Source organism: Gammaproteobacteria bacterium (genome assembly GCA_019911805.1).
Taxonomy (GTDB): Bacteria; Pseudomonadota; Gammaproteobacteria; order Thiohalobacterales; family Thiohalobacteraceae; genus JAHJQQ01.
The window spans coordinates 1-21,157 of sequence record JAIOJV010000075.1; the positions used below are offsets into that span (position 1 = coordinate 1).

At 64.4% G+C, this 21,157-nt stretch carries 19 protein-coding genes and 1 tRNA gene; 10 read left to right on the forward strand and 10 right to left on the reverse strand.

Going from position 1 to position 21,157, the window contains the following annotated elements; genetic code table 11:
- Window positions 1–119 precede the first annotated feature (119 nt).
- The 7 genes from K8I04_08765 to K8I04_08795 all read left to right on the forward strand — a co-directional run bounded on the left by K8I04_08765 (window position 120) and on the right by K8I04_08795 (window position 7,108).
- A complete protein-coding gene (locus tag K8I04_08765; protein MBZ0071798.1) occupies window positions 120–608 on the forward strand; it encodes a GspH/FimT family pseudopilin in 489 nt (162 codons plus the stop codon).
- Complete coding sequence (gene pilV / locus K8I04_08770; protein ID MBZ0071799.1) at window positions 605–1,066, forward strand: type IV pilus modification protein PilV; 462 nt, start codon at window positions 605–607, stop codon at window positions 1,064–1,066. The genes K8I04_08765 and pilV overlap by 4 nt, the downstream gene beginning before the upstream one ends.
- Window positions 1,063–2,202 carry a PilW family protein gene (locus tag K8I04_08775; protein ID MBZ0071800.1) on the forward strand — a complete coding sequence of 380 codons (1,140 nt, stop codon included), beginning with the start codon at window positions 1,063–1,065 and terminating at the stop codon, window positions 2,200–2,202. Before pilV ends, K8I04_08775 begins: the two co-directional genes overlap by 4 nt.
- Before the next feature lie 11 nt (window positions 2,203–2,213).
- Window positions 2,214–2,729 (forward strand): pilus assembly protein PilX, encoded by a 516-nt coding sequence (locus tag K8I04_08780; protein MBZ0071801.1) that lies wholly within the window; start codon window positions 2,214–2,216, stop codon window positions 2,727–2,729.
- 92 nt (window positions 2,730–2,821) lie between these two features.
- A complete protein-coding gene (locus K8I04_08785) occupies window positions 2,822–6,328 on the forward strand; it encodes a pilus assembly protein PilY (protein ID MBZ0071802.1) in 3,507 nt (1,168 codons plus the stop codon).
- A 20-nt stretch (window positions 6,329–6,348) separates the two neighbouring features.
- Window positions 6,349–6,663: a hypothetical protein gene (locus tag K8I04_08790; protein ID MBZ0071803.1), complete on the forward strand. Its 315-nt coding sequence runs from the start codon at window positions 6,349–6,351 to the stop codon at window positions 6,661–6,663.
- A gap of 10 nt (window positions 6,664–6,673) precedes the next feature.
- The gene (locus K8I04_08795) at window positions 6,674–7,108 is read left to right on the forward strand and encodes a type IV pilin protein (GenBank protein ID MBZ0071804.1); all 435 of its coding nucleotides are present in this window, start codon (window positions 6,674–6,676) and stop codon (window positions 7,106–7,108) included.
- Window positions 7,109–7,495: 387 nt separating this feature from the next.
- Here K8I04_08795 and ispH read toward each other — a convergent pair whose 3' ends face one another.
- The 6 genes from ispH to murJ form a co-directional block, all read right to left on the reverse strand.
- Entirely contained in the window at window positions 7,496–8,431 is a 936-nt protein-coding gene (ispH, locus tag K8I04_08800) for a 4-hydroxy-3-methylbut-2-enyl diphosphate reductase (GenBank protein ID MBZ0071805.1), read from the reverse strand.
- A 375-nt stretch (window positions 8,432–8,806) separates the two neighbouring features.
- Window positions 8,807–9,277 carry a peptidylprolyl isomerase gene (locus K8I04_08805; GenBank protein ID MBZ0071806.1) on the reverse strand — a complete coding sequence of 157 codons (471 nt, stop codon included), beginning with the start codon at window positions 9,275–9,277 and terminating at the stop codon, window positions 8,807–8,809.
- 49 nt (window positions 9,278–9,326) lie between these two features.
- Window positions 9,327–9,827: a signal peptidase II gene (lspA, locus tag K8I04_08810; protein ID MBZ0071807.1), complete on the reverse strand. Its 501-nt coding sequence runs from the start codon at window positions 9,825–9,827 to the stop codon at window positions 9,327–9,329.
- A complete protein-coding gene (gene ileS / locus K8I04_08815) occupies window positions 9,820–12,669 on the reverse strand; it encodes an isoleucine--tRNA ligase (GenBank protein ID MBZ0071808.1) in 2,850 nt (949 codons plus the stop codon). Before ileS ends, lspA begins: the two co-directional genes overlap by 8 nt.
- Window positions 12,670–12,828: 159 nt before the next feature.
- Complete coding sequence (gene ribF, locus K8I04_08820) at window positions 12,829–13,800, reverse strand: bifunctional riboflavin kinase/FAD synthetase (protein ID MBZ0071809.1); 972 nt, start codon at window positions 13,798–13,800, stop codon at window positions 12,829–12,831.
- A 70-nt stretch (window positions 13,801–13,870) separates the two neighbouring features.
- Entirely contained in the window at window positions 13,871–15,451 is a 1,581-nt protein-coding gene (murJ, locus tag K8I04_08825) for a murein biosynthesis integral membrane protein MurJ (GenBank protein MBZ0071810.1), read from the reverse strand.
- Between the two features lie 176 nt (window positions 15,452–15,627).
- Between murJ and rpsT the strand changes: the two genes are divergently transcribed.
- Window positions 15,628–15,897, forward strand: a complete 270-nt coding sequence (gene rpsT, locus K8I04_08830) for a 30S ribosomal protein S20 (GenBank protein ID MBZ0071811.1) — start codon at window positions 15,628–15,630, stop codon at window positions 15,895–15,897.
- A gap of 519 nt (window positions 15,898–16,416) precedes the next feature.
- Here rpsT and proB read toward each other — a convergent pair.
- From proB to rplU, 4 genes are all read right to left on the reverse strand, one after another.
- Window positions 16,417–17,541, reverse strand: a complete 1,125-nt coding sequence (gene proB / locus K8I04_08835) for a glutamate 5-kinase (protein MBZ0071812.1) — start codon at window positions 17,539–17,541, stop codon at window positions 16,417–16,419.
- Window positions 17,542–17,552: 11 nt separating this feature from the next.
- A complete protein-coding gene (gene cgtA / locus K8I04_08840) occupies window positions 17,553–18,608 on the reverse strand; it encodes an Obg family GTPase CgtA (GenBank protein ID MBZ0071813.1) in 1,056 nt (351 codons plus the stop codon).
- Window positions 18,609–19,003: 395 nt separating this feature from the next.
- Entirely contained in the window at window positions 19,004–19,264 is a 261-nt protein-coding gene (gene rpmA / locus K8I04_08845; GenBank protein MBZ0071814.1) for a 50S ribosomal protein L27, read from the reverse strand.
- Window positions 19,265–19,290: 26 nt separating this feature from the next.
- A complete protein-coding gene (gene rplU / locus K8I04_08850) occupies window positions 19,291–19,602 on the reverse strand; it encodes a 50S ribosomal protein L21 (GenBank protein MBZ0071815.1) in 312 nt (103 codons plus the stop codon).
- Between the two features lie 251 nt (window positions 19,603–19,853).
- On the opposite strand from rplU, the gene ispB reads away from it, so the two are divergent.
- A complete protein-coding gene (ispB, locus tag K8I04_08855) occupies window positions 19,854–20,822 on the forward strand; it encodes an octaprenyl diphosphate synthase (protein MBZ0071816.1) in 969 nt (322 codons plus the stop codon).
- A 2-nt stretch (window positions 20,823–20,824) separates the two neighbouring features.
- Window positions 20,825–20,901: transfer RNA gene (locus K8I04_08860), tRNA-Pro, on the forward strand.
- Window positions 20,902–21,157 lie beyond the last annotated feature (256 nt).

Genomic DNA, 21,157 nt, shown 5'->3' on the forward strand with positions numbered 1-21,157 from the left:
GTTCGTAACTCCCCGTCCGTAACGCCCTGACCCCCGGCCGCTGCCGCTCGTCGGCCGATCCGGCCGGTTCATCGGGAACCGGCGGACAACCGCCCCATCGGTGGAGTAGAAGAGAAGCCATGAAAACGCACAGCGGATTTACGCTCGTCGAGCTGATGATCACCCTCGCCATCGCCGCGATTCTGCTCACGGTCGGCCTGCCATCCTTTCAGAACATACTCCAGAACAACCGTGTGGCGACCCAGGCCAACGGCCTGGTCGGCGCGCTCAATCTGGCCCGCAGCGAGGCAATCAAGCGCGGCGCCAACATCAGCGTCACGGCAGCCAGTGGTGGCTTTCAGAACGGCTGGTGTGTGCACCTCGGCGGCGGCTGTGCCAGCGCCGCCGACAACCTCCGCGAGTTCGGCGCCATGCGCCAGATGAACGTGAATTCCGGCGGGGTGTCGACCCTGGTGTTCAACGGGCAGGGGCACAAGGCCACGCCCAACACCACCGTCACCATCCGCTTGCAGCCGCAGGACTGCACCGCGGGCGACGCCGGCCGCGCCCGCGACATCAGCATCACCAACACCGGCCGCGCCAGCATCACTACAGAGGCATGTTCATGAGCGCCTTGAAACGCCCACCGTCCACGCACATCCCGACACCCCGTCACGGTGTGCGCAGCAACGGCTTCTCACTGATCGAGATCCTGATCACCGTGCTGATTCTCGCCATCGGTCTGCTGGGGCTGGCCGGTCTGCAGGGCGCCTCGCTGAGAAACAATCAAAGTGCCTATGTGCGTACCCAGGCCACCAATCTCGCCTACGAGATCGTCGACGCCATGCGTGCCAACGTCACTGTGGCGCGCGCCGGCGGCTATGACCTCGCCTACGGCGCCGCCTCCTCGAGCGGCGGTATCGCCCAGGACGATCTCAACACCTGGCGCGCCCGGGTGACGACCGTGCTGGCGAACGGCGACAGCGAGATCGCCCGTGCCGGCGATGTCTTCACCATCCGCGTGCGCTGGGACGACAGCCGAGGCGCCGAGGCCCCGCAGGTCTTTGAAATGGTGACACGTCTATGAAGCAGCCACACACCCCGTCTGCCGGCCGCCGGCCTGCCCAGCGTGGCGTCTCCCTGGTCGAGATCATGGTTGCGCTGGTGATCGGCCTGGTCCTGACCACCGGCATCATCCAGCTGTTCCTCGGCAGCAAACAGACCTATCGCTTCCAGGACGCCCTGTCGCGGGTCCAGGAGAATGCACGCTTCGCCATCGACGCACTCCACTTCGACGTCCGTATGGCCGGCAACCTGGGCTGCACGGCCTTCGTCCCCACCGTCAACAGCACTCTGAACGGCCCGCCCTCGTCATTCGATCCGGGGGCCGGCATCCAGGGCTGGGAGGCCAACGGCACGGCGCCGGGCGATAGCTTCGCCCTGCCCGTCGCCAATGCCGCGGTCGCTGACGCGAGTGCCGGCGGCTGGACCACATCCGGCGGTGCGGTACTGGATGCGGCGACGATGGCGCTGCCAGGGTCGGACATCGTGCGCATCTGGCGCGGCGACAGCAACCTGGCGACCATCAACAGCATCACCCCGGGCGCGAGCGGTGCCCTGGTCGTCAACACCACGCCCAACGCCAGCTTCGGTGCCGGTGACATCCTGCTGCTCAGCGACTGCCAGAATATCGATTGGGTCCAGGCCTGCAGCGTCGACACGAGCAGCGGCACCTCCGTCGATGCGACGCTCTCCACCGGGTGCTCGCCCGGCAACAGTGCGACCGCGAACGTCCTGACGCAGCCGAACGGCCATGCCGTCAAGCTCGAAAGCTTCATCTACTACGTCGGCAAGCGCAACGATGCCCCCGACAGCCCCCCCGGGCTGTTCCGCCGCCCCCTCGGCATCACGGGTGGCAACAGTGCGGCCGCCGGTGCCGCCGAGGAGGTGGTCGAGGGCGTGGAGAACATGCAGATACTGTACGGCATCGATACCAACGCCGACCGCATCGTGGACAGCTATGTGACCGCCGACGCCGTCAATGACTGGCGGCGCGTCACCAGTGTACGGATCGCACTGCTGATGCGGGCCACCGGGCGCGGTGACGACATCAGCGGCGCGGCCACCCACACCCTGGCCGGCAGCAACGCGACGGCGACCGCCGACGGCCATCTGCGGCAGGTAGTCAACACCACCATCGCACTCAGAAACCGCGTCCCGTGAGGGCCAGATCCATGCAGACCAGCGTTTCCACCCTCTACACCCCGGGCCTGGCCGATCGCCAGCGTGGGGCCGTGCTGATCGTCAGCCTCATCTTCCTGCTGCTGATGACCCTGATCGGCGTCACCTCCATGCAGAGCACCACGCTGCAGGAGCGCATGGCGGGCAACACGCGCGACCGCAACCTGGCCCTGCAGGCCGCCGAGGCCGCCCTGCGCGGTGGTGAGACCTGGATCGCAGTGGCCGCCAACAAGGCCACCGCGGATACCGCGACGCCGCTCGAGGACCTGGTCGCCCCGGGCCTGCTGCGGGATTGGGACGGCGGCACATCCAGCGGCAACGTGGCCGGCTTCACGCCCGAGCTGGCGAACGACCCGGTGTTTTATGTGCAGCCGTCGCAACAGGTCATCTATGGCGTGACGGCAACCAGTATGACGGTCGAAGACTTCTATCCCGTGACGGCCCGCGGGGTTGGCAGCGCGGATACGTCCATCGTCATCCTGCAGACCATGTTCAAGCGACTCGACTGAGTTCATCGTGCCGCACGGCCGGGGGCCATCCAACCCCTCGGGGCCGGGGCGCTGCACAGAAGATCGGCACAACCGATAGTGGGAGAGAGATCATGCACACCAACGGCATCCCGCAGCACAACGGACAGCGGTTCAAAAGCCTGGGTCTCAGCCTGGGGCTGAACCTGGGTCTGGCCCTCGGTCTGGGCACCGGCCTGCCCGCGCAGGCGGCGGTCGACATCGCCAATGTCCCGCTCTTTCTCACCGCCAGTGTCGATCCCAACCTGATGTTCATCCTCGATGACTCGGGGTCGATGCAGTTCGAGCTGATGCCGGATGGCCTTATTTACCAAGATGCACGTTACGTCTTCCCGCGTGCCAGTGGAATCTATGGTGGTAGCGACTACGGCAACCGTGTCCCCACAGTTGATGATAATGAATCCTATAATGCGCGTGCGCGCTCACCACAGGTCAACACCCTTTACTACAACCCGTCGGTCACCTATACACCCTGGTCACGCTATGATGGCTCACTGTATCCTCCGGCCGTACCGAGTTGTGCCCTGCACAACCCAGAACGGACCGGCACGACCGCTGCCTATTGCCGGGATCTCACGGTCGACAATGGTAACTACAACAGCAATTATTGGTGCACTACCAGCGGCTGCAATAATGGTACTAAAACCTTTTGGCCCGCCACCTATTTCTGGCACAACGGCGGCAGTGAAACAGACTGGAACAACTACACCAAGGTTGAGATCCGCTCTACTACGACCAGTTACACAGGTCACGGCCGCGAAGACCGCACCGATTGTGCTGCCGCACCCACCTGCACCTACGCCGAGGAGATGCAGAACTTCGCCAACTGGTACACCTATTACCGCTCCCGCGTCCTGGCCGCCCGCGCCGGCATCGGCAAGGCCTTCGCCGAACAGGGCGAGGGCATGCGCGTCGGCTTCGCGGCCATCAACAAAGGCAGCACGTCTGTCGACGGGGTCAGCACACGCACCGTGATTGACGGGGTACGGCCCTTCACAGGCAGCGATCGTATCAGTTTTTTCGACCGGCTCTACGGCCACACCATCCCCAACTCGGGCACACCCCTGCGCCGGGCACTGAATGACGTCGGTCAGTATTTTTCGAGAACCGACAACCGTGGCCCCTGGGGTGCCATGCCGGGTACCGACAACGCCAGCGCGCACCTGCAGTGTAGACAGAACTTCAGCATCCTCATGACCGATGGTTACTGGTCGGGAAGTGACGTCAGTGGCGACGCCGGTGACAACAATGACGGCACAGCCGGTACTGCGATCACCGGCCCCAACGACCAGTCCTACACCTACGAGGCGGTATCCCCGTTCACCGACGGTTACAGCAACACCCTGGCCGACGTCGCCATGTACTACTGGAAGAATGACCTGCGCACCGACCTGACCAACGAGGTACCGACCACCGCCGCCAACCCGGCCTTCTGGCAGCACATGGTGACCTTCGGTGTCGGCCTCGGCGTCAGCGGTGCGCAGAACCCTGATGACGCCTTTGCTGCCATCACCTCGCACGCCACCATCGATTGGGATAATCCAACCTCCAGCAACAGCGCCAAGCTGGATGACCTGCTGCATGCCGCGGTCAACAGCCGTGGCGGGTTCTTCAGCGCGGCCGATCCCGTGACCTTCGCCAACGAATTGGGCGCGGTGCTGAGCACCATCGTCGCGCGGGTGGAGAGTTCGTCCACCTCGGCCGCGGCGAGCTCGGCCACGCTGCAGAGCGATACCCTGCTGTATACCGCCGGGTTCCGCAGTACCGACTGGTCGGGCCAGTTGCAGGCCCGGCACATCAATCCCAATGGCACGCTGGGCAGCGTGGCCTGGAGTGCCGAGACGAAGCTGCGCGAACAAAGTCCTGCCGGGCGGACGCTGGTCACCGTCAACAGCGATACCGGCAGCGGCGTATCCCTGGCGCTGGCCAATCTCGGTGCCAACCAGCAGGCCGCGCTCAACCGTGACTTCGACGGCAACCCCGATGGCCTCGGCACCAACCGGATCGCCTGGCTGCATGGCGACGAGACGGCACACAGCTCGTTCCGCAGCCGTTCGAACAGCGGCGAGGCGCGCCTGCTCGGCGACATCATCAACTCCAACCCACAGTTCGCCGGCAAGAAGAACTTCGGCTACCGGTTGCTGAGCGGTCTGGGCGACAGCTATGTGACCTTCCGCAACAGCGCGAGCTATCAGAGCCGGCCCAACATGCTCTACCTGGGCGCCAACGACGGCATGCTGCACGCCTTCGACGCCGCGACCGGCAGCGAGCGCTTCGCCTATGTGCCGAGCGAGCTGCTGCTGCCCGGGATCAGCACCAGCTTCGCCCGCATCAACCGGGTGATGGCGCCGGACTACAGCCACCGCTATTTCGTGGACGGTACCGTCACGGTCGGCGACGCCCACTGGGGCGGCAGTTGGAAGACCGTGCTGGTTGGCAGCATGGGCGCGGGCGGCCGTAGCGTGTTCGCCCTGGATGTCACCAGCCCACAGGGCTTCGGGCCGAGTGACATCCTGTGGGAGTTCAGCCATCCCGATCTGGGCTACGGCGTCGGCCAGCCTGCAATCGTGCGCATGAGCAACGGCGAATGGGCGGCCGTATTCGGCAACGGCTACAACAGCGCCAGTCACCGCGCCATGCTGTTCATCGTCCGTCTCAGCGACGGGCAGCTGCTCGCCAGGATCGATACTGGCAGTGGCACGGCCGCCGCCCCCAACGGACTGGCCGCACCCACCGCGGCGCTGTCGATGACCGACCTGTCGGCCGACACGATCTATGCAGGCGACCTGAGCGGCCAGCTATGGCGCTTCGAGGTCAGCGGCAACAGCAGCACGTGGGCCAACAGCTCCAACCGGAAGGTACTGTTCCAGGCACGTGACGCCGGCGGTACCGCGCAGCCGATCACCGCGGCGCCCGAGGTGGCCATCCTGCCCGGCAACCCGGACAAACTGATCGTGACCTTCGGCACCGGCAGTTACTTCCGCACCCAGGACGACAGCAGCCTGCAGGTGCAGAGTCTGTACGGAATCGTCGACGACAACGGGGCCGCCGTCACCGGACGCGGAGAACTGCTGGGGCAGTCCATCACCTGGCAGGGGGACCACACCACCGCCAACGGCCGCAGCTACACCCTGCGCGAAGTCTCGGATACGGCCATGACGACGGAAAAGGGCTGGTACCTGGATCTGATCTATGGCAGTGCCGTGGGTGAGCGGGTGGTGAGCCGGCCGCTGCTGCTCTCCGGCGCGACCCGCGACCGGGTGCGCTTCTCCACGATGATCCCGGACAAGGATCCCTGTGGGACGCGAGGTGGGCGCAACGGCTTCGTGATGGACATCATGCTGGCCTCAGGCGGGCGCGCCGACCATCCGGTGTTCGACCTCAATGGTGACGGTCTGTTCGACGGCGACGATCAACCCGATGGCCGTACTGTCAGCGGACTGCAGATGGGCGGTGGCGAAGAGATGATCGTCATCTCCGACGGCGACGGACAAGGTCACATGTACGTCGGTGAAAACCATACCATCGTCGAGGAACCCGGTCTGCCTCGTGGCCGGCAGTCCTGGCGTCAGATTCGATAGGCTTGAGGAGGAGGGTATTTATGCGCAACACCCTGATCAGTATTGGCTTGCTCGGCGCACTCGTGCTGACCTCCGGTGGCACCATGGTGATGGCGGCGGACAAGGTGGTGGAGATCGGCGGCCAGTTGCAGGACTGGAGCTTCGCCTCGCACTACATCGTCATTGCGGGCAAGCGCTATCGGACCGAACCCGGCGTCAGCATCCATGCCGACGACGGTACACCGCTGACCGCCAGGGACCTCCGACGTGATATGGATGTATCCGTGTACGAGGTCAACGACCGGATCACCGAGATCGTCATTATACGAACCAGACCGGCGCCCGAGCCGCAGTGAGGATGACCCCATGCCCAGCCAGAAACGACCACCCAGCGGTTTTACCCTGATCGAACTCATGATCGTGGTGGCCATCGTCGGCATCCTCGCGGCGATCGCCTACCCGTCCTATCAGGAACAGGTGCGCAAGTCACAACGCGCAGAGGCCCAGGCCGTATTGCTGGAGGCGGCACAGTTCATGGAGCGGTTTTTCACCATCAACGGCCGCTACCACCAGACCCCGGGCGGCACGGCCGTCGCCTTACCGGCCATCCTCACCCATTCGCCCAAGGAAGGTGGCACCGTGCGCTACAACCTCGCCTTGTCCGCCGTCGCGGCGAGCAGCTTTACGTTACAGGCAACGCCGGTCAACGCCGACGCCCGCTGCGGAATGCTGAGCCTCACCCAGGCCGGGACCCAGGGCGCCAGCGGCAGCCTCGGCGCGGCCGAGTGCTGGCGCCGCTAGCGTGCCGACAGCCGACGGGAAAAGGTTCACAACTGTCCCATAAGCCCAAAAACCATATTTGCCACGGAAGCACACGGAAAAATAGTTATAGGATTATGGGCTTCACATGACATCCCACATCGCCTGCCAAGTGCTGAGGTAGCACTTCGTGACACGATGTCATTTCAATGTCTTCCGTGTGCTTCCGAGATTGAAATGAGTATTATCAGGCTCGAAATAATGGAATAGCGGTGAAAAAGCTCATTATGTAAATCTGGGAAACCAAACCGTGGGGGATCATGCTGGGTTTCCATAGTAAATTCCTTCCGTGTTGTTCCGTGGATTCCGTGGCCAAAAATAGTTTAAGTAAGGCTCATTAACCCCTGCCCCCTTTTTCGCGCTGGCCGATCAGCCACGCAAGCCCTGTGGCAACGCGAAGGTGATCGCCTCCTCCCGTCCGCGCTGCTCTTCGGCAAGCTCCGCGCCGCGCGCCTGCAGCGCCTCGACCACCTGTCGCACCAGCAGCTCGGGCGCCGAGGCACCGGCGGTGACACCGACGGCCCGCCTTCCCTCCAGCCATTCTGCTTGGATCTGCTCGGCACCGTCGATGAGATAGGCCGTCACGCCCTGGTTCTCCGCCAGTTCGCGCAGGCGGTTCGAGTTGGAACTGTTCTTCGAGCCCACCACCAGGATCAGATCGCAGCGGTCTGCCAGCGTCTTCACCGCGTCCTGCCGGTTCTGGGTCGCATAGCAGATGTCGTCCTTGCGCGGCCCCTCGATCGCCGGGAAGCGCGTGCGCAAGGCAGCGACGATACGCGCGGTATCGTCCACGGACAGGGTCGTCTGCGTGACGTAGGCGAGGTTGTCGGGATCGCGTACCGCGACTGCCGCCACGCCGGCCACGGACTCGACCAGATAGATGTCTCCGCCCTGGGCACGGTCGTAGCGGCCCAGGGTACCTTCGACCTCGGGATGGCCGGCATGGCCGATGAGGATGCATTCACGGCCCGCCTTGGCGTGCCGAACAACCTCCAGGTGCACCTTGGTCACCAACGGACAGGTCGCGTCGAATACCCGCAGGTCGCGCGCCGTGGCGGCCTCCTGCACGGCGCGCGACACACCATGGGCACTGAAGATCAGGGTGGCACCATCCGGCACATCCGCCAGATCCTCGATGAAGATCGCGCCGCGACGGCGCAGATCGTCGACCACATAGCGGTTGTGCACGACCTCATGACGCACATAGATAGGCGCGCCGAACAGGGCCAGCGCCCGCTCGACGATCTCGATGGCGCGGTCAACGCCGGCACAGAAACCACGGGGATTGGCGAGCAACAACTGCATGACGTGTGTCCCGATTGAGTATGCCCGAGGCATTATAGCGGCAAATACGGATCAGCCGTGGGTTCTGGGCGTGAGGCTGGAGTGAGTGAGGCGTGAGGAGTGAGGAGTGAGGAGTGAGGAGTGAGGAGTGAGGAGTGAGGCAAAATCGTATTAGCCACGGAACCACACGGAAATACACGGAAAACTTATTATTGAAACACCGGGAATCAACTTGGCGTCTGCATGCCCCGTCTCTTGCTACCGGTTGCCGTGGCTCGCCATGTATTTTCACGGGATTTTTGCAATGAATTCTTTCCGTGTGGTTCCGTGTGCTTCCGTGGCTAAGATTTTTACGCCTTACGCCTTACGCCTCACGCCTTACGCCTCACGCCTCACTCACTCCACTCCCGGCGGCTCCACGGAGAGGATTTCCGACTCGAAGATGATGGGCTTGCCGGCCAGGGGGTGGTTGAAATCGATCTGCACCCGTTCCGCCTCGACGGCGATCACCAGGGCCGCGACCTCTTCGGCCTCGGGGTTCTCGGAGTCCCCGGCGCCGGTGAAACCGACCAGTGCACCGGGCTCGAGGTTCATGTCCGCCGGAAACCGGTCGCGGGGCAGCCAGCCGACCGCCTCCGGGTCGTGTGTCCCGAAGGCCTGCTCGGGGTGCAGCGTCACGGTCTGACGCTGGCCGGGGCGCAGACCATAGAGCGCCAGCTCCAGCCCCGGTACCAGTGTGCCGGCACCGATGACGATGTCCAACGGTTCGTCGTCGAAGCTGCTCTCCGCCACCGTGCCGTCGGCGAGCCGGATGGCGAGGTGCAGGCGTACGCGGCTGCCCGGCTGGATCTGCGAGGGATGAATCATTCTGGAGAACTCATTTCAATGGCTTCCGTGGCGAATACCGTTTTTGGGATCACGCCGCACCGCCCGCGGGACGCCTCCACAGCCCGGCCAGCACCACCAGCACCGCGCCGGCGGTGATGGCCGAGTCGGCGATGTTGAAGGCCGGCCAATGCCAGCCGCCGTAGTGCCAATCGATGAAGTCGATCACGTGACCGTACAGGGCGCGGTCGATGACGTTGCCGATCGCGCCGCCCAGGATCAGTGCCAGCCCGCTGGCCGTCGGCCGCTCGTGCGCCGACAGGCGACGCAGCCACAGGACGATGATCAGCATTGCCAGCGCACCGATACCGATGAACAGAAAACGCTGCCAGCCGCCGGCGCTGGCGAGAAAGCTGAAGGCCGCGCCGGTATTGTAGGCCAGGGTCAGGTTGAACCAGGACAGCAGCTCGATCGGGCCGTGGCCCTGCAGCGCCGCCTCCGCCCAGACCTTGGTGACCTGATCGAGGACGACCACGAATGCGGACAACCATAACCAGCGCAACGCCGAACGCGCAGCGGCCGCCTCAGGCATAACAGCGCCGCTCACCATCGCCGGCAACGTTCTCGACACAGCGTCCGCACAGTTCGGGGTGCCCGGCATGCCGACCGACATCCTCACGATGGTGCCAGCAGCGCACGCACTTCGCATGCCCGCTCGGTGCGACCGTGATCCAGACCTCGTCACCCGAGGCCAGAGTGATGTGCTCGCCGTGCTCGGGCGGGTTCATGACCAGGTGTACGCGCGCATACGAAGTCAGCAGCACAAAGCGCAGTTCATCCTCCAGGCGCAGCAGCAGGTCGTGGATCTCGCGGCCGCAATAGAGATCGACCTCGGCGTCCAGCGACGAGCCGATGTCACCGGCCACGCGCAGACGCTCCAGCTCTTTCGCGACCGCCTCGCGCACCGCGATCACCTGCCCCCAGAAATCCATGCCGAAGCGCGCACCTTCCGGCTCACCGGCGAGGAACATCTCCGGCAATTCGAACCAGGTCTCGAGGAACACCGACTGCTGATGTTCGCCGGGGATGTGACGCCAGATCTCGTCGGCGGTGAAACTCAGGATGGGCGCGAACCAGCGCACCAATGTCTCGACGATGAGGTACATGGCCGTCTGCGCCGAGCGCCGTGCCACGCTGTCGGTCTGGCAGGTGTACTGGCGGTCCTTGATGACATCCAGATAGAAGCTGCCCATGTCCACGGCGCAGAAGTTGTGTACCCGCTGATAGATAACATGGAATTCGTAGTCCTCGTAGGCACGCCTGATATCGTGCTGCAGCAGCCGCGCGCGCTCCACCGCCCAGCGATCCAGCAGCAGCATCTGCTCTGGCGCGAGCGCATGTTCCAGCGGATCGAAGTCATTGAGGTTGGCGAGTAGGAAGCGCGCCGTGTTGCGCAGGCGGCGGTAGGCATCAGCAGTGCGCTTGAGGATCTCGTCCGAGACATGCATCTCGCCGCGATAGTCGGTGGCAGCCACCCACAGGCGCAGGATGTCGGCACCCAAATTGTTGACCACCTTCTGCGGCGCGACCACATTGCCCTTGGACTTCGACATCTTCTGACCCTTGGCATCGACGGTGAAGCCATGAGTCAGGACGCTGCGGTACGGCGCCGCACCGGTCATCGCCACCGAGGTCAACAGCGAGGACTGGAACCAGCCGCGGTGCTGGTCGGAGCCTTCCAGATAGAGATCGGCGGGGCGGCCCAGCTGCGGGCGGCGGTCGAGCACGGCGTGATGGGTCACGCCCGAATCGAACCAGACGTCCAACGTATCGGTGACCTTGTCGTACTCGGCCGCCTCGTCTCCCAGCAGGTCGGCGGCATCGAGCTCGAACCAGGCATCGATGCCCGCACGCTCGACGGCCAGGGCGACTGTTTCGATCAGCCGCGGGGTATCCGGATGCAGCTTGCCCGTCTGCCGGTGCACGAACAGCGCGATGGGCACACCCCAGGTACGCTGCCGCGAGATGCACCAGTCCGGCCGCTTCTCGACCATGCCCTCGATGCGCGCCCGGCCCCAGCCCGGCAGCCACTGGACCTGCTGGATCTCCTGCAGCGCATTGGCACGCAGGCCGTTGTGGTCCATGCCGATGAACCACTGCGGCGTGGCACGGAAGATGATCGGGGTCTTGTGCCGCCAGCAATGCGGGTAGCTGTGGCGGATCTTCTCCTCGTGCACCAGCGTGCCGCGCAACTTGAGCGTCTCGATGACGGCGTCGTTCGCCGACAACACGTGCTGGCCGGCGAAGAGTTCGGTATCCGGCAGAAAGCGGCCATCCGCACCAACCGGATTATCGGCCTCGATGCCATAGCGCCGACCAACGACGTAGTCGTCCTGACCGTGGCCGGGCGCGGTATGCACGGCGCCGGTACCGGCCTCCGTCGTGACGTGGTCGCCGAGGATGATCGGCACCTCGTGTGCGTAGAACGGGTGCTGTAGTTTCAGGCCTTCGAGGTCGGCGCCCGTGCAGTTGCCGATCACCCGGTAGTCGCTGATACCGTAGCGTTCCAATGCCTGCTGGTACAGCGCATCGGCCAGCACGAGGCGTTCGATACCTTGGGGGCCGTCGCATTGGACGACCACATAGTCCAGCTCCGGGTGCAGTGCCACCGCACGGTTCGCCGGCAGGGTCCAGGGCGTGGTGGTCCAGATCACCACTGACAGAGGACCGGAGCCTTCCGCGGCCTGCTCGACCCGACAACGCGACAACAGCGCCTCATCGTCCAGCACCGCGAAACGCACGTCGATGGCGGGCGAGGTCTTGTCCTCGTATTCCACTTCCGCCTCGGCCAGGGCCGAGCCGCAGTCGGTGCACCAGTGGACGGGCTTGAAGCCCTTGGTCAGATGGCCGTTGGCCGCGACCCGGCCGAGTGCGCGGATGATGTCGGCCTCGAACCGGAAGTCCATGGTGAGGTAGGGATGCTCCCAGTCGCCGCTGACACCCAGACGGATGAAGTCGGCCTTCTGCTTCGCCACCTGCTCGGCGGCATAGGCGCGGCAGGCGGTGCGGAAGGCGGCATGATCGACCTTGTGGCCAGCCTTGCCGATCTTCTTCTCCACGTTCAGCTCGATCGGCAGACCGTGGCAGTCCCAGCCCGGCACGTAGGGCGCATCGAAGCCGGACAGCGTCTTGCTCTTGACGATGATGTCCTTGAGGATCTTGTTGACTGCATGGCCGATGTGGATCTCGCCGTTAGCGTACGGCGGACCGTCGTGCAGCACGAAGCGTGGCCGCCCCTCCCCTGCCTCGCGCATGAGGCGGTAGAGTCCGATCGCATCCCAATGCGCGAGCATCTCGGGCTCACGGTTGGCGAGATTGCCCTTCATGGGGAAGGCCGTACTCGGCAGGTTCAGTGTATCTTTATACTCGGCCACATCGGTGTCCTGGTTGTTCGTTCGGTCTCGATTACGGGGAAAATCTACTTTAACCACGAAGGACACAAAGGACACGAAGGTATCTTAAACAAAACCCATCGAGCTCAAACGGCGTCGAGACGTTCCGGATCGCGCTCACTGAGGAGGCCGTAGGGGTTCCTAGATATTTCCTTCGTGTCCTTCGTGTCCTTCGTGGTTAAGACTCCGCCCCAGAAAGAATGCCCGCGCCTGTTCGACGTCGCGCTGGATCTGCAGCTTCAGCTCGTCGAACGATGCGAACTTCTTCTCGGCGCGGATCTTGTACATGAAATCCACCGCCACCTGGCGGCCGTAGATATCGGCGCTGAAATCGAACAGGTGCACCTCCAGCAGGCTGCGGGTGCCATCCACGGTCGGGCGGGTGCCGACATTGGCGACACCGTACAGTGGCTCGGTGTCCAGTCCGTGCAGCTCCACGGCAAACACGCCCTGCACCGGCGTACTGCGGCGGTGCAGGAACAGGTTCGCGGTCGGAAAGCCGATGGTACGGCCGCGCTTGTCGCCGTGCGCGACCCGGCCCAGCATCCGATAGGGCCGGCCGAGCATCTGCGCCGCGGCCTCCAGATCGCCGCTGCTCAGCGCCGCGCGGATGCGGGTGCTGCTCACCCGCGCGCCGCCGAGTGCGAAGCTGTGCATGTTCACCACCGGGAACCCCGCACGGTGGCCGGCCTGCACCAGCAGATCGAAGTCGCCGCGGCGACCCTTGCCGAAGCGGAAGTCGTCGCCCACCACCAGGTAGCGCACCCCCAGACCGTCGATCAGCACCCGCTGGATGAAGTCGTCGGCGGGCAACTCCGCGAGCCGCCGGTCGAAGTGCAGGCACAACACCCGATCGACCGCCAGGGACTGCAACGCGACCAGCTTCTCGCGCAGGCGCGTCAGCCGCGGCGGCACCTGCTCGGGTGCGAAGTATTCCTGCGGCTGGGGTTCGAACAGGATCACCGTCGTCGGCAAACCCAGCTCGGCGGCCCGCTCGGCCAGTTGCCCCAGCACCGCCTGATGCCCGCGATGCACACCGTCGAAATTACCGATGGTGGCGGCGCAGCCCCGCAGTGCCGGACCCAGATTATGCACACCGCGGATTAATCGCATGCCATCCCACTGTCCGAGGAGCCGCACGCCCCTCACCCGAGGCGTGATTATAAGGCACTGCCAGGACTTGTCATTCTTCCGGGCGAGAGGCGTCGGGGCGACGCCACAGCAGGTGCAGGTTCTGACCGAGGAGCTGCAGCACCCCGAGGTAGACCACCCCGGCCAACAGGATCAGCAGGCCCAGATTCAGCAGCCGGTGCGTGCCGGCCCGATCGAGCCACAGCTGCAGATCGCTGGCGCCGTACCAGAGCAGCACACCCATGAGCAGGCCCGCGACCAGCACCCGCAGCAGCACTGGCCGCCAACCTGACAGGGGCGCGTAGACCCCCTCGGCACGCAGCCCGCGGTACAGCAGATAGGCATTCAGCCACGACGAGATTGCGGTCGCCAGCGCCAGACCGGCATGCGGCCCGGGGATATCGAGGTACAGCATGGGCAGCACGAAGGCGAAGTTCAGCCCCATATTGGCAATCATCGCGATAATGGCGATGCGCACCGGGGTGCGGGTGTCCTGCCGCGCATAAAAGGCAGGCGCCAACACCTTGACCAGAATGAAGGCCGGCAGTCCCAGCGACAGGGCCATCAGACTGAGTGCCGCCATCCGTGCATCATGGGCCCCGAACTGGTCGTACTGAAACAGTGCCACCATGATCGGCCCGGACAGCAGCAGCAGCCCCAGCGCCGCCGGTGTCCCCAGCAGCACCACCCAGCGCAACGCCTGGTCGAGGATGCGCCGGAACACCTGCGGCTCGGCCTGGGCGTGGGTGCGCGACAGACTGGGCAGGATCACGGTCGACAGTGCGATGCCGAACACACCCAGCGGAAACTCCACCATCCGGTCGGAGTAGTACAGCCAGCTGACGCTGCCGGTGACGAGGAACGAGGCGATGAGGGTGTCCAGGAGCAGGTTGATCTGCGCGACCGACGAGCCCAGCACCGCCGGGCCCATCAGTTTCAGGATGCGCTGCACCCCCGCGTGGCGCCAGCCCCAGCGCGGCCGGACCAGCAGGCGCAGTGTCCTGAGCGCCGGCAGCAGGACCAGCAGTTGCGCCACACCGCCGATGGTCACCGCCCAGGCCAGCGCCATGACCGGTGTCTCGAGGTGCGGTGCCACCCACCAGGCGGCCGCGATCAGCACGACGTTCAGCAGCACCGGCGCAAACGCCGGGACGGCGAAGCGCCCGTAGGTGTTGAGGATGCCGCTGGCAAACGCCGTGAGCGAGATGAACAGGATGTAGGCGAAGGTTACCCGCAGCATGCGCACGGTGAGCTCGAACTTCTCCGGTTCGTCCAGGAAGCCGGGCGCGAACAGGCCTGCCACGATCGGCGCACCGAGGATGCCGAGGATGCTGACGACCACCAGGATGCCGACGAGTGTGCCGGCCACCCGGCTGACCAGCGTGCGCACCTCGTCCAGGTCGCGCTGGGCGCGGTACTCGCCGATCACCGGCACGAAGGCCAGCGAGAAGGCACCTTCGGCGAACAGCCGGCGCAGGAAGTTGGGGATCTTGAACGCCACGAAGAAGGCGTCCATCGCCAAACCGGCCCCGAAGACGCGCGCCAGGATCAGATCGCGCACAAACCCCAGGATCCGCGACAGCAGCGTCATGGCACTGACCACCGCTGTATCCCGGACCAAACCTCGCCCCATGACCGACCCCGTGTAATGGTGTTATGTAATTGAAATCGTATGTCTTTAAAGCTTACGCACGGTGCCCAGCCGGTACCCGCAGGGGGTCCGCGCGGGCACTGCCCCGGCGTTGACAAGCGGCGCAAAAATCCGCATAGTACGCCTCCTTTCAGGCCCACGCATTAAGGAGTCGTATCTTGGCCAACACTGCACAAGCGAGGAAGCGCGCCCGCCAGGCGGAGAAGCATCGCGCCCTGAATGCCAGCCAGCGCTCCAAACTGCGCACCGAGATCAAGAAGACGGTCAAGGCTCTGGCCGCCGGCGACGCCGACGTTGCCCGTGCCACCTATGTCGCTGCCGTGCCGGTGATCGACGCCATGACACGTAAGGGTCTCATCCACAAGAACAAGGCCGCGCGCCACAAGAGTCGCCTGAATGCGCGTCTCAAAGCGCTGGCCACTGGCTGAGGGCGCCCGGCCTTCAGACACTCAAAACCGGCCACTGGCCGGTTTTTTTTGTGCCTGGTCAGGGAAAGACATTGCGACTGCAACGGACGCGAAGGAAAAGACCCTAGCCACGGAATCCACGGAAAAATCGGGTGATCTTAACCAAATGCTTTGACATACCTTGTCGGAGCGGCCTGAAGGTGAGGCGCGTACGCCAAGAGGCTGCCCCGAAGCACTGGCCATGAACCGCGATCTGCCGCACCGTTCGCAGCCGAAGACCGCTTGTACTCCTGTCAATCGGTCAGCAGGCCCAGAAAAATAAAAACCATCTCTGGCCACGGAAACACACGGAACAATACGGAAAACGCCTGATGTAAAAGCCCGGCAATCAACCCATTTGCTCACAACCCGGGATTTTGCTCATTGAATTTTTCTGTGTTTTTCCGTGTGTTTCCGTGGCTAAAAAGGGTTTGTCTTTTACGCCTCACGCCTCACGCCTCACGCCTCACGCCTCACGCCTCACGCCTCACGCCTCACGCCTCACACCAACACCAGATTGTCCCGATGGATCAGCTCCGGCTCATCGACGTAGCCGAGGATGGCCTCGATACGATCGCTGGGCTGGCCGATGATGCGCCGGGCCTCCTCGGCGCTGTAGTTCACCAGGCCGCGGGCGACCTCGGTGCCGTCCGGCCCCGCGCACACCACCAGTTCGCCGCGCTTGAAGCCGCCGTCCACCGCCGTCACGCCGACCGGCAGCAGGCTGCGGCCCGACTGGCGCAGCACCGTAACCGCACCGGCATCGAGGGTGAGGCGCCCGCGCGCCGTCATCTGCCCGGCGAGCCACTGCTTGCGCGCGGCGATCGGGCCCTGCACCGGCGTCAGCAGTGTGCCGACCTCAACGCCGGCGCTGATCTGGCGCAGCACCTCGGGTTCGCGGCCGGACACGATCAGCGTGCTGGCGCCCGAACGGGCCGCGCGCCGGGCCGCGCGCACCTTGGTGATCATGCCACCACGCCCCAGCCCGCTGCCACCGCCACCGGCGACGCGTTCCAGCTCCGGATCGTCGGCCGCGACCTGGGTGAGCAGCCTGGCAGCGGGATTCAGGCGCGGATCGCAGTCGAACACGCCCTTCTGATCGGTGAGGATCACCAGCAGATCGGCCTCGACCAGGTTGGCGACCAGCGCCGCCAGGGTGTCGTTGTCGCCGAACTTGATTTCGTCGGTGGCGACGGTGTCGTTTTCGTTGACCACCGGCACGACATTGAGCTTGAGCAGCGTACGCAACGTGCTGCGGGCATTCAGATAGCGGCGTCGGTCGACGAGATCGTCGTGGGTGAGCAGTACCTGGGCGGTATGCAGCTGGTGTTTTTTAAAGCGTGATTCGTAGGCCTGTACCAGACCCATCTGCCCCACGGCAGCGGCGGCCTGCAATTCGTGGAGCGCGCGCGGGCGCTTCTTCCAGCCCAGCCGGCACATGCCCTCGGCGACCGCACCGGACGACACCAGCACCAGCTCCCGCCCGGACTGCTTGAGCCCGACCATCTGCTCCACCCAGCCGGCGATGGCGTCGGTGTCCAGGCCGCGACCGTCGTTGGTCAGCAGGCTGCTGCCGATCTTGATGACCCAGCGGCGGCTGTTACCGAGTTTCACGCGTGCGTTCATGGGGCGCTACGTTAATCCAAGGGCACTGCGTCTGTCACCGGGTCCGGCGACGCGGGCGGCTGCGCCTCGAGGTGCTCCATAATGCGGTACACCAGTTGTTGTGTACCCAGCGCGCTCAGGGCGCTGATCCTGAAGACGGGTCCCGTCCAGCCCAGGCCGTCCACGACCATCCGGCAACGCGCCTCGCGCTCCTCTTCGGGCAGCTGGTCGATCTTGTTCAGTACCAGCCAGCGTTCCTTGGCCGCCAGTTCCGCGCTGTACTTCTCCAGCTCGGCGACGATCTTGCGGGCGTCGTCGATCGGATCGCCGCTGCCGCCATAGGGCGCGACATCGACCAGGTGCAGCAGCAACCGCGTACGCGCCAGGTGCTTCAGGAATTGGATGCCCAGGCCCGCACCTTCGGCCGCGCCCTCGATCAGGCCCGGGATGTCGGCCATGACGAAGGAGCGGTGCGGCGCCAGCCGCACCACACCCAGGTTGGGATAGAGCGTCGTGAAGGGGTAATCGGCGACCTTCGGCCGGGCCGCGGAGATGGCGCGGATCAGGGTCGACTTGCCGGCATTGGGCATGCCCAACAGGCCGACGTCAGCCAGCAGCTTCAGCTCGAGGCGCAGCTCGCGCTGCTCGCCCGGCGTGCCGGGCGTCGACTGCCGCGGTGCACGGTTGGTGGAACTCTTGAAACGGGTATTGCCGATGCCATGCCAGCCACCCTGCGCAATCCGCAGCGGCTGCCCGGCAGTGACCAGATCCGCGATCAGCTCACCGGTATCGTTGTCATAGATCAGGGTGCCGACCGGGACGCGGATGGTCAGGTCGTCGCCCTTCTTGCCGGTACAATTGCTGCCCTTGCCGTTCTCGCCACGCTGCGCCCGATAGTGCCGCTCGTAACGGAAATCCACCAGCGTATTGATGTTCTCATCGGCGACCATGAAGACACTGCCACCGTCGCCACCGTCACCACCGTTCGGCCCCCCAAAGGGGATGAACTTCTCGCGCCGGAAGCTCACGCAGCCATTGCCGCCGTCACCGGCCGCCACCTGAATGGTCGCTTCGTCAATAAATTTCATGTTGATTGGTTCAGATCCGGGCCTTCGAACTATTACCGCAAAGGGCGCGAAGGCACCCAAAGGAAAGCAAAACCGTATTGGCTGCAAAACCCAAAACCAGAACTTTTACCGCAAAGGACGCAAAGGACGCGAAGGGAACCAAAATCGTCTTGCAAAACCCCGTAATCCACAAAAAAACTAAAAATCAGCACCCGCCCTTATCGACCCTTATGACTTTCGTTGCAATAAGGATTTCCTTCGCGTCCTTTGCGTCCTTTGCGGTAAAAGTGCCTTGCGGTTTCCTTTGCGCGCCTTCGCGTCCTTTGCGGTGAAAGTTACCGACCTGTCCGGTGGCCGCCAAAACAAAAAGCCCCGTCCAGGACGGGGCCTCGTAATTCCCGCTCCGGACCGGACCGTTACTCGCTGGCGACCACGTCCACAAACTTGCGGTTGCGCGCGCCACGGGTGATGAACTGCACCTTACCCTCCGCCTTGGCGAACAGGGTATGGTCCTTGCCGCAGCCGACATTCAAGCCGGGGTGGAAATGCGTGCCGCGCTGACGGACGATGATGTTGCCCGCGGCCACCTGCTCGCCACCGTACCGCTTGACGCCGAGTCGTTTGGATTCCGAATCGCGACCGTTGCGCGAGCTGCCGCCTGCCTTTTTATGTGCCATTGCTGCCTACCTCTGGTTCGAATGCCTTACGCGGAAACACCGGTAATCTGCACCTCGGTGAAGTGCTGACGGTGCCCCTGACGCTTCATGGAGTGCTTGCGGCGGCGGAATTTGACGATCATCACCTTGTCGTGGCGACCGTGCGCTGTCACCGTGGCGCTGACCTTGCCGCCCGCCACATACGGCGTGCCGAGCTTGACGGCATCGCCGTCGGCCACCATGAGCACGCGATCGAATTCCACCGCATCGCCGGCGGCCGCCTCCAGCTTCTCGATCTTGAGGGTGTCGCCGGGTGCGACCCGGTATTGCTTACCGCCGGTGACGATCACAGCATACATCGCGAAATCTCCGAAAACCTGCCCAAATCGGCTTCAGTGGACCGGGCGCCACGCGCCACAGCCCTGAAAGGGCGCCAATTCTATAGGCGGGACGGTCCCAGGTCAAACGGGATTCGCTTGGTCTGTAAACGGACCTGGGGTTACACTAGGCGGCCCGTCGCCTGCGAGGCCGGGGCCTCTCCGGGACCCCGGCCAGGCGGTTAAGGTCAACCCAGCCGATGCGCGAACCACTGCGAAAGGACAGCCTCCTCATGAGCTTGGACCAGGTCCGCGACCTGGTGGCGGCGGACATGCAGGCGGTCAACCAGCTCATTGAGGACCGACTGCGGTCCGACGTCCTGCTGATCAATCAGCTGAGCCTCTATATCATCAACAGCGGCGGCAAACGCCTGCGCCCCTTGCTGGTCCTGCTGGCCGCACACGCCGCCGGCTATGGCGGCCGGCGCCATCACGACCTGGCCGCGATCGTGGAATTCATCCACACCGCGACACTCCTGCACGATGACGTCGTCGATGCCTCGGATCTGCGCCGCGGCCGCGAGACCGCCAACGCCATCTGGGGCAACGAGGCCAGCGTGCTGGTCGGTGATTTCCTGTATTCCCGATCCTTCGAGATGATGGTCGAGGTCGGCAACATGCGCATCATGGAGATCATGGCGCAGACCACGAACACCATCGCCGAAGGCGAGGTCATGCAGTTGCTCAACTGTCATGACCCCGACACCACCGAGACACATTATCTCAAGGTGATCCGCTGTAAGACCGCCAAGTTATTCGAGGCCGCGGCCCGCATCGGCGCCGTGCTCGGCGAGCAACCGGCCTCGATCGAAGCGGCCATGGCGGCCTACGGCATGCACCTCGGCACGGCGTTTCAGCTCATCGACGACGTGCTCGACTACAGCGCGGATGCTGCCGAAACCGGCAAGAACATCGGCGACGACCTCGCCGAAGGCAAGCCCACCCTGCCACTGATCTACGTGATCAGAAACGGCACGCCCGCGCAGGCCGCGGTGGTGCGCAAGGCCATCGAACAGGGTGGCCGCGACAACATCGACGCCGTCCAACAGGCCATTGAATCGGTAGGGGCCATCGCGTACACTGCGCAATCCGCGCGCGCGGCCGCCGATCGAGCCATGCAAGCATTACAGGTAGTGCCCGCGTCCCCCTACCGGGATGCCCTGTACGCCCTCGCGGAATTTTCAGCCAGTAGAACGTATTGATTCGGGGTGTAGCTCAGCCTGGTAGAGCACTGCCTTCGGGAGGCAGGGGCCGTAGGTTCAAATCCTATCACCCCGACCATTTTCTCCGCCGGTTCACGGCACCGACCTGATCCCGCCCCATCCACCGACACGGCGTCGAGCGGCTGGGTGTCAGGCCGCATTTTCCGACAGGCCAGCGACCGTGGCCGCTCTCTTCCCCGTGCTTGCCAGGCGCGGCTTCGACGTGCGTGTGGACCGGTAACTGCAGCAACCGCAAGGGTGCCGCCAGGGGCGCCTATATCCAGGCAAAAAAAAACCGGTGGACGGGGGTTGTCCACCGGCGGAAAGGGAGTCCG